Origin of the sequence: Phytobacter sp. V91, assembly GCF_965644225.1 — a bacterium.
Classification (GTDB): Bacteria; Pseudomonadota; Gammaproteobacteria; order Enterobacterales; family Enterobacteriaceae; genus CBFFRJ01.
On record NZ_CBFFRJ010000173.1, the window covers coordinates 1 to 8722 of the forward strand.

Here is an 8722-nt window from a genome sequence, read left to right on the forward strand (position 1 = left end):
GCGGGCATCGTGAAAAATCTATGGCAAAGAAAGCCTTATGTTCTCATAACTGACGATTAAATCGCACCTTCCTTAACAAAGCGCGCCCTGAATGGGATAAAGCAGAAAAAAATCCGCAGCTTATTTTCGGTCACGGCAAAGACAGCGGGCTGCTGATTAATCAGCTGACGGTAGGGATCAACGGGCGCTATAAATCGCCAATGATGAATATGGGCTTTTTCACCACCGATTATCGCTACGATCTGCCGGAAAGTAAGCCGGTGTGGCAGGCAGCAGAGGCCTTTATTCAGAGTGTCAAACCGCTCAAAACATTACGGGCTGAGGCGCTTCGCTACCTGCAATCCCTGATGCAGGCGACGCACAAAGGCGCGCTCAAGCCTGGCGATCAGGATATTCCCCCCGATCTCAAAAAAGCCTACGTGCAGGCGTTTCGCGATCCCAAAATGGTAGGGGATTATTCGCGTGAGTTCTGGCTGGCGCGAACCGGGCTGGATAAAAATGCCGCTGGCGCGCTCTATCGCGTGCTCGATGAGCATCGCGGTGACATGCCCGTCGCCCGGGCTTTCGCCCTTGCGTTGCAGCAGGCGGAGAAAATGCCAGAGGTGGATAACAACCAACGACAAAGATTACAGCATATTTGTGATGCAGAACCCTTTCTGGCGCTTATCGACCTGATGTTCAGCGGCTTGCGGCGGCAAAGCAGCCAGACGCTGGCCGAGTTCAGCCAGTTCTGGCATGCGCGGGGGCTTACGGCCCGGTCTCTTTCAGACCTTGCGGCGCAACTGCAAAGTAACAGGGCTTTGCTCGACTCGCTCAGCGGTACGCCCAAAGCGCGCTTTGAGCATTTACTGCGGCTGGCCGCCGTCCACACGCTTGACGGACAGGTTCAGGGTTTACTGAACTATCACTGCGAACTGATGGCGATGCGCGGACAATTTCCGTGGCTGACGCTGGTCAACGATAAGCTCACCTTGCAGGTGCCGCCAGCGACGCTTGATGAAAATCGGCAAAACAGCGACTGGGTGAATAACTATTATCTGCCGCATTTCCGGCATCTGCTGAATGGCTTATGGGGCAATGCGGCATGAAATTATTAGACAACTTCAAACAGCAGCTTGGCGCAATGGGCCGCTTAAAGCGCGTCTGGCTGACCACCTTTAATCTGGATATCGCCTTTGTCGAAACCTGGGTGCTGCCCGCGGTGCTGGGTATGGACCCGCCGGTCAGCCGGATGGATTATGAAGTATTACAGCGGACGCTGACGGCCAGCGGGATTGATTTTCGTATCTACTGCGATCCGCGCATGGTGGCAAAAGACAAGCCCAAGCGCACCTCGGTTGAGGTCTGGCCGGTGTCCATCCGCCAGCTGGCGCAGGGGGATGCGCCCCATGCGGATTACCTCGATCCGCAGCGCAGCCTGTTTCACCCGAAAGTGTTTTACCTTGAAGACGACGAGAAAAAAATCGTCATCGGGGCGGGGAGCGCCAACCTGACCCTCAGCGGCTGGGGGCGTAATCAGGAGGCGGTGGATTTTCGTTGTCTCGCAACCAATGAGCAATATCAGCAGGTTAAGCAGTTTTTTATCAATATTGATACCACACTGGATGATGATGAGTTCTTCCCTGTCCGCCGTAAATTTATAGGCCAGGATAGCGACTGGTCCTTTATTCATAGCCTTGATGGGCAGACGCTGCTGGAAGCGCTGGAAAAAGGCGAAGCGCTAAAAACGCTCAGCGTCTGTTCCCCGTACCTTGCCGACGATATGGCCGGTTTTATCGCCAGCCTGCTTGAACCTGAGCAACAGCTTGAACTGGTGCCCGATCGGGTGGCGGGGCGCTTTATCCGTACCCGCTGGCAGCCAGAATTGCAAACGCTGCTCGACGAGGGGCGGCTGACGCTCTGCCATCCGCTGGTGCCGCGCGATGAACGGGCGCTAATGACCCACGCCAAACTGTGGCTGGGACAGACGAACAAAAGTAAACGACTGGCGGTAGGATCTTGGAATTTCACGCCATCAGGATGTGCCAGCCTGGATGACAAGGGCTGGAACGTTGAGGCCGGAATTGTGCATAGCGTTGCGCGCAGCACCACAGTATGCGGGCCTGTGTGGTCAGAAGTGAAGGACAGTGATTTTGCCTCTGATGAGTTGCTTGAGGAAGAAGCGCTGAACGTGGCGGAGCTTCCGCTTTGCGACCTGAGCGTTATCTTCGACTGGCGACGGAGCGAATATCAGCTGTATGGCAATCTGAGCAACCGCAAAGTAAAAGCGAATTACGCACTGATACTGCCGGGGATTAGCGGGTCGTGCGAGCTGGTGTGGAAACAAAACGGTGAACTAAAGTCGCCCCTGACGCTGCCGTTGCGCAAAAGCGATGTGCTGCTCAATAACCCGTTCTTCACCCTGCGCACCGCCGGAAAAAGCGACTGGCAGGGCATGATTATTGAAACGAACGCCGAAGACCGCCGGGCGCTGAGCTTTGCCTCACTGGACGACCTGCTGAACAGCTATCTGCTCGGCGACGATCCTGACAACAGCGATCGCCTGATGCTGCGCGGCAGCGCGGCGCAGGACCAGACCCAGGGAGAGGGCGATATTCCCCCGGAGCGCCAGTTTGAACCGACCAGCTATTTCCGTCTGTTCCAGGCGATGGAGTGCCGACGCGATCTGCTAAATGCGGAAGAAGATTTGGATCAGCTCTATCGTCACCTGTTCAGCGCCCCCGGCAGTTTGCTGGAACTGGCTGAATTTTCAGCCAGACGCGCCAGCGCTTCACCGCAGCCGGTCTTTGACTGGTTCCTCGCGCAGGAAGTCAACGCGCTCGCGGCGTTGGGTAAAAAACGTTTTAATCGCTTGCGCCGCGATCGGGGCGACGCAATGCCGGTACCCGCACATCTCTGGCAATCGCTACGGGTTGTGGTTCCGCAGCTCTCCGGCGATGCCGCCAGCGCGGATTATCTCTCCACCATCAGGGAAGCTTGTCAGTATGGCGAATAAATTAACCGGCACCATTACGTCCGCTGAGGTTGCAGCGCTTATCAATTTCGATGCGGCAAATAGCGGCTGGGATTACCAACAGGGCGATACCAGCATGGCGGCGAAGCAGGCGGAAGGGGTTGCCGGTCTGTGGAATCTGCTGCATGAGCAGCGGCTGGCGCTGCTGGCCGATGAAGTGGGGATGGGCAAAACCTATCAGGCGATGGGCATCATGCTGCGCTTATGGCTGGAAAAACCGGACGCGCGGGTGCTGGTGATGGCGCCGAACCACACGCTGTGTCTTAACTGGCAAAAAGAATTTACCACCTTTATCAAGGCGCATTGCCGCACCGCGTTTCCGGCTGAGCAATACGCACCGCAGATCCATGGTCGGCTGGCAGATTTAGCCGATGCAATACAACAGGAGCCGCATCCTTTCTGGCTCACCACCATTTATGCGCTCAGTGGTCTGGTGCCGCAGGAGGAGAAAGAGGATGGCGACAATGCCGCCGCAGCCGCCCGCTATGCCGCGCGCTATCGTCAGCAAATTATGCAGGCGCTGGGGGGCAGTTTTGATCTCATCATCATTGATGAGGCGCATTACTTCCGTAATCGCCACGGTGACTCCCAGCGCGCCGCGGCGGCGCAGGCATTCTTTGGTGATGAGCAGGCGCGGCTGGGGCATTATGTGTTACTGCTGACCGCGACCCCGAATCACTCAGCACCGCGTAATATCTACGACATATTAAGTTATTTCAAAGACCTGGGTGACGATTATGCCGTGGATGATGTGCGCAATCTGATGCAGGATTTTGCCATCCGTCGCCTGCGTAAAATGCAGGGACAGAGTAAATATGCCTACCGGAATGAACGCGCCAGCGCGGCCAGTTTTAGCGGACGGCTGGATGCGGAGCTGTTCTTTGCCCTCTATCAGAAACGGCTGGTAAAAGAGATGAAGAAACAGGCGGCGGGCAGACGCATGTTGTATGGCTATCTGGAAGGGTTTGAATCAACCGGAGGCGGCACGGATAAGCTCCGCGATGATGAGGAGCAGATCCATAACGACTTTAATCAGGCGTTTGATTCACCGCTGCTGAGCCAGTTAACCCGTGAGTTTCATGACATCTATCACCGCATGCCCGATCATCCAAAGTACGACCTGCTGGTGAACGCCTGCCTCAGCGAGGATCCCTTTGCGCAGACCTCGCCCTTGTACGAGGGTAAACATCTGGTGTTTGTGCGGCGTATTCCCTCGGTACGGGAAATTACCCAGCGGATTAACGCCCGTTATGATGAGATGATGGCGAAGCGGTTAATCGCCGCCTGGCAGCTCCCGGCGGCGGCGTTGGCAGAGTGGCGCAAATCAGGCTGGTCGCGCGAAACCTTTATGCGGCTGATCGCGGGTAAAGTCAGCCAACGCGCTGAGCAGGATGAGCTGCCATTTGATGACAGCGCGGCGGATGAATCCGCAACGGAAAACGAACCTAAGATGTCGAGCAAAATCGCCGAGCTGTTCGTCGTCAAGAAAACCGGCATGCGCAGTACGGATTGCAGCAATGTCAGCCTGCGTTTTCGTCGCCCGGAAAGCCTGTTTTCGCTGTTTCTGGAACCGGCCCGGGATGGCATCAGCGGCTGCTATGAATTCTGTTATCGCCATGAGACCGAAGAGCGTCAGCGTGACAGCTACGGCGATGCCGCGCGTGACGCACGCTTACAGCTGACGTCACCGACAACTCAAATCGCTTATCAGCAGCCTTTACCGACGGCCTGGGGACTGATGTTTGACGCACTTTCGCAGCAGGCACAGGATCAGTTGCTGAAATGGCGTGAGCAGCCAGGAGTTATTGAGAACTTCGCCAACTATCTGCGCACCGGATATCTTTTTGCCAGCCCGGTGATGATCGAGCTTTACTGTTGGTTTACCGAATTCAACCGCGAACAGCAGAAGAGTGATGTTCAGCAGCGTTATCAGCATTTTATTAAATGGGTGACGCCGAAGCTGGCGGGGTCACTGATCCAGCGCTACTTTGCCGCGGCTATCGAAACTTTTGAAACCCTGTGCGTGAAAATCGTCGGCCAGCCGCTGGATAACAGTGACTACAGCTGGCGTGAGCTGAGCAGCCTTAACAGCCCCGGCAGCTTTGCCAGCGGCCAGACCCAGAACCGCGAACGCCTGATCCGCGGTTTTAACTCGCCGTTCTTCCCTAATGTGCTGGTTGCCACCTCGGTGTTACAGGAGGGCGTAAACCTGCATCTTGAGTGCCACCAGGTGCATCATTACGGTATCGCCTGGACGCCGGGGGATAACGAACAGCGCAACGGTCGGGTCGATCGCCTGTTTGGCCGCATCAATAAACTGCTTGAAGTTGAAGGCAAAGCGGAAATGACCATCAATTATCCGTACCTTGAAGGGACCTTTGATCAGGATCAACTGGCCTCGTTCATTCGCCATAAACATAGCGTGGAACAGAAGCTGGACAGCTGCGAACCGCAGGAATTTAACAGTAAAATCGATTTTCACCAGAACAGCCAGGACTGGAAACGCTGGTTACGCCAACCTGGCGATGACCACTTTCAGGAAGACCCTTACCCGGCAAAACCGGTAACCCGCAGCTGATGCAGGCGTTAGCCGGGCAGGCGGGTGCTCAGGTCGCCCCGGACGCTGCGCGATGAAGTAAGAGCAGGGATTAAAATCACATCCGGTCCGCTGCCTTGGGTCACGGCGGTGATAAGGGGAACAGGAAAAACGTGACGATAAAATAAATTGCAGGCATAAAGCGGCTCCGGTTAAGACGTAAGGGTAACGGTCATACTGCCCTTACCGGGTTGCCGCCGCGATTAATTTTGGTGCTGGGTTGCGGTTGTAGATATCATCATTTTCTCGTTTACCCACGCCAATTACGGTGACTGTTACAATGTCATCGTTGACGCTGTAAGCCAGTCGATAGCCAGCGCCCCGGAGCTTGATCTTAAACTGATCTTTACGTCCATAGAGTTGTGATGCGGGCACCCGTGGGTTCTGCAGGCGCTCAGTGAGCTTCTTTTTGAATTGTTCCCGAATGGTATGGCCCAATTTTTTCCATTCTTTCAGCGCTGATTCATTAAAGGCCAGCTTACAGGTCATCAATATTGACCTCGATTACTGCCTCACCGATTCGCTCGTCGGCAATTTTACCCAACTCCTGATCTTCCAGAATTTCCATCAGCTGTGCATACAGGGCAGGTGGTACACAGTAAAAAGCGGGTTCGTTGCGATTAAGGATGGCTACAGGTGCACCTTCTCCTGCATTGAAAGTGCCCATAGGGTCACGTTTAAGCTCTGTAATGCTGGCCGCAGTGGTGGTTTAAATCTGAAATGCCATAATGTATTCTCCGGTTAAGAGCTTCTACAATAGGTCACTTAACGGTGCTTTTAAAGGTGCCTTTCATTGCGTGGTGATTATCTTTGCCATAAATCACCCGCTGGGAGCTTATCGAAACAGGAAGAAACAGGGCCGATGCAGGCCATACGGATTGAAATCTGATGCTATTCAGCTGAGTGTATATGCAGCCATGGACTGGATCCTTAAACCGCATTTCTGGAATACATTTTGTGCGGTTTGTTACCGTTTTACCGGGAGGGGTACACCAGAAATGTGCTCAACTGATTTTAGCGGTGCGTAAATCGCCTTCTCATGGCGCTTAAGCTTTTAAACGGCGTCAGTGTCTGCGAGGAGGGGACGTTCTGTGTGCAGCAATGATGGTATGGAAATGTCAGTGGATGTGACGGTTAACCGCGTAGCACAACAAGTAGACGGTAATCTGCATGAAGGATATACTGACTTACGAACTCAAAAAGTCTTTAGGAGAATCATTAATGTCTACCCGATCCACAAAAAGCGATGCGCATGGCAACGTTACGGTGATTATTCGCGGCGGAAAATCTGGTTCTCGTAGCGTTAGCCGTCGCTCAATCGCTGAGTCCGCAATGAGCAATGCAAAGGCGTCTTTCGAGATTGAAGGCCATCGCTATAGCGATGCTGACTGGTCGAAAATCATGCGGATTGCTGACCAACTCGAAACAGTCATTTAAGCAGCGCTTTGTTGAGTAAGGCTGTTAAGATCTTAGGAAACCCTTGCACAGCCTTTCTCACAGCAAAGTGATAGTAACGCTTTTTCTTTTTACTGTTCATAGATGCGGTTAGATCAAACCCATATCCTCTTGTTTTAGCTACCAACTCCAAGTAAAGCCTGATAGTTCTGCCGTTGCCATCCTCAAAAGGATGTATCCATGCCAGTTCTTTATGAGCATATACCAGTGCATTTAGCATCCGTTCCCTGTCATCATTTACTAGCCTAAGATAGCGATGACCAAAGTCATGGCAAAATCTCCTCATCGCTGATTCAACTTTCGATGGATGCATCGTTGGAAATTGTCTATCACCTATAACTAACTCAATTTTTCGATATTGTCCTGCCCAGGAATAGATGCCTTTAAATAGTTCAGAATGGCATTCTTTAAAAGCCCTCTCACCCATGCTGAGATTGGCATTCGTAAGATATCGTAGAATCATGCGCCGGGTTCTTATCGGCGCATAAATTTCTTCGATTTTATTTAGCTCATCCTGATAAGCCGCATAAATAATGTTTGCTGGCGCGCGATGACGATTGGTTCGATTATTAGACACAAAGAAAAAATTGCCAGGCTCATACAATGCCCATGTCTCGGGTACCACAGAATTCGGATGGTTTGGCAGCAGACGCAGAAACCGTTTACCTCTTTCTTTCCTCACTCCAATCACAGTTGCACATACTACAGGTTGTAGTGGCCTACCAAAGAACCAGACTATCGAATCACCTATTTGAATTTCATTACGGATAAGGGAAAAGCATGACTTTTTGTATCGCTCAAGGTGAGCAATGGAGGGAACCGGGAAATGCACTTTAGAGCCGACGATCAGTTCGGCGCGACTCTTGTTCCAGTAAAAATGCGTTTTACCGTTCAGGGATGGGGTTGTTTTTATGTGAATGATTTTGCAGTTGCTTAAAGCAGTGTGGGTAAGGTAATCCACACCACTGCTTGCTTTAATATGCTTTTTCACCAACCACTTCTCCTTTATAACAACCAGTAGTGGCCTGCTTGCCACACATTAACATAGCATGATGTCGGCAATATCCGCCCCTGGCACTAAACGGACTGAAAAAAGCGGCAGCTATGCCTGGAGCGTAAAGCTGACGTTAATTATTCTGTTTAACATCACCGGATTCAGACCCTGTCGCACAGCTCTTCGCGGGTTGGCCCCTGAAAATAGATGCTGCCTATATGGCAACTACGGGGTTGAGCCAACACAAAACGAATCGTTTCCCAGACCGAGCGTCCGTTCAGTAGGCGCTCACCCATTCTGCATTGACTATCGTCAGTCGCATCTAACCCTTTAAGCTCGAAATCAGGTGGGTACAGCCCCGTAACACGTATATTTTCATCCGCCAGTTGCTGCGCCAGTTTAGTTGTAAACCCGCTAAGCCCATGTTTGCTGGCAAAGAACGCGGGGTGCGCAATTGAATCCGTAAAATTCGGGATCCCGCATGAAGAGATAATTGAGACAATATCAGCACTGTCTGAACGTCTTAACCCAGGCAACAAAGACTGAGTGAGAAGAATCGAACCTGTCAGACCGGAACTGACGGTATTGATAATTAAGTCCGGTAAACCCCCGGCTTTGCCGGGGGACTCCGAAAGGTTTGACCTTTAAGTCAGTCGCGCGAATC

7 protein-coding genes and 1 pseudogene are annotated in these 8722 nt (G+C 52.6%); 4 read left to right on the forward strand and 4 right to left on the reverse strand.

Annotated elements, in window-relative coordinates; genetic code table 11:
* The first annotated feature begins 200 nt into the window (after positions 1 to 200).
* Genes ACSZO4_RS23290 through ACSZO4_RS23300 form a run of 3 tightly spaced genes read left to right on the forward strand, consistent with a single transcriptional unit; the run spans position 201 to position 5591 of the window.
* On the forward strand, positions 201 to 1088 hold the full coding sequence (locus ACSZO4_RS23290) for a hypothetical protein (RefSeq protein WP_437891439.1): 888 nt from the start codon (positions 201 to 203) through the stop codon (positions 1086 to 1088).
* Complete coding sequence (locus tag ACSZO4_RS23295) at positions 1085 to 2995, forward strand: hypothetical protein (protein WP_437891440.1); 1911 nt, start codon at positions 1085 to 1087, stop codon at positions 2993 to 2995. The genes ACSZO4_RS23290 and ACSZO4_RS23295 overlap by 4 nt, the downstream gene beginning before the upstream one ends.
* On the forward strand, positions 2985 to 5591 hold the full coding sequence (locus ACSZO4_RS23300; RefSeq protein ID WP_437891442.1) for a DEAD/DEAH box helicase: 2607 nt from the start codon (positions 2985 to 2987) through the stop codon (positions 5589 to 5591). Before ACSZO4_RS23295 ends, ACSZO4_RS23300 begins: the two co-directional genes overlap by 11 nt.
* 201 nt (positions 5592 to 5792) lie before the next feature.
* Here the strand turns inward: ACSZO4_RS23300 and ACSZO4_RS23305 are convergent, their stop codons facing one another.
* Together ACSZO4_RS23305 and ACSZO4_RS23310 are read right to left on the reverse strand one after the other, a co-directional pair.
* A complete protein-coding gene (locus ACSZO4_RS23305; protein ID WP_437891444.1) occupies positions 5793 to 6098 on the reverse strand; it encodes a type II toxin-antitoxin system RelE family toxin in 306 nt (101 codons plus the stop codon).
* Positions 6088 to 6276: a type II toxin-antitoxin system Phd/YefM family antitoxin gene (locus ACSZO4_RS23310; RefSeq protein ID WP_437891446.1), complete on the reverse strand. Its 189-nt coding sequence runs from the start codon at positions 6274 to 6276 to the stop codon at positions 6088 to 6090. The genes ACSZO4_RS23305 and ACSZO4_RS23310 overlap by 11 nt, the downstream gene beginning before the upstream one ends.
* A gap of 554 nt (positions 6277 to 6830) precedes the next feature.
* Here ACSZO4_RS23310 and ACSZO4_RS23315 point away from each other — a divergent pair.
* A complete protein-coding gene (locus ACSZO4_RS23315) occupies positions 6831 to 7046 on the forward strand; it encodes a hypothetical protein (protein WP_437891447.1) in 216 nt (71 codons plus the stop codon).
* Here ACSZO4_RS23315 and ACSZO4_RS23320 read toward each other — a convergent pair.
* Both ACSZO4_RS23320 and ACSZO4_RS23325 read right to left on the reverse strand, forming a co-directional pair.
* Positions 7039 to 8055 carry a Fic family protein gene (locus ACSZO4_RS23320; RefSeq protein ID WP_437891449.1) on the reverse strand — a complete coding sequence of 339 codons (1017 nt, stop codon included), beginning with the start codon at positions 8053 to 8055 and terminating at the stop codon, positions 7039 to 7041. The two genes, ACSZO4_RS23315 and ACSZO4_RS23320, sit on opposite strands and share 8 nt — an antisense overlap.
* Positions 8056 to 8219: 164 nt before the next feature.
* A pseudogene (locus ACSZO4_RS23325) lies at positions 8220 to 8651 on the reverse strand (SDR family oxidoreductase); the annotation flags it as partial.
* Positions 8652 to 8722 lie beyond the last annotated feature (71 nt).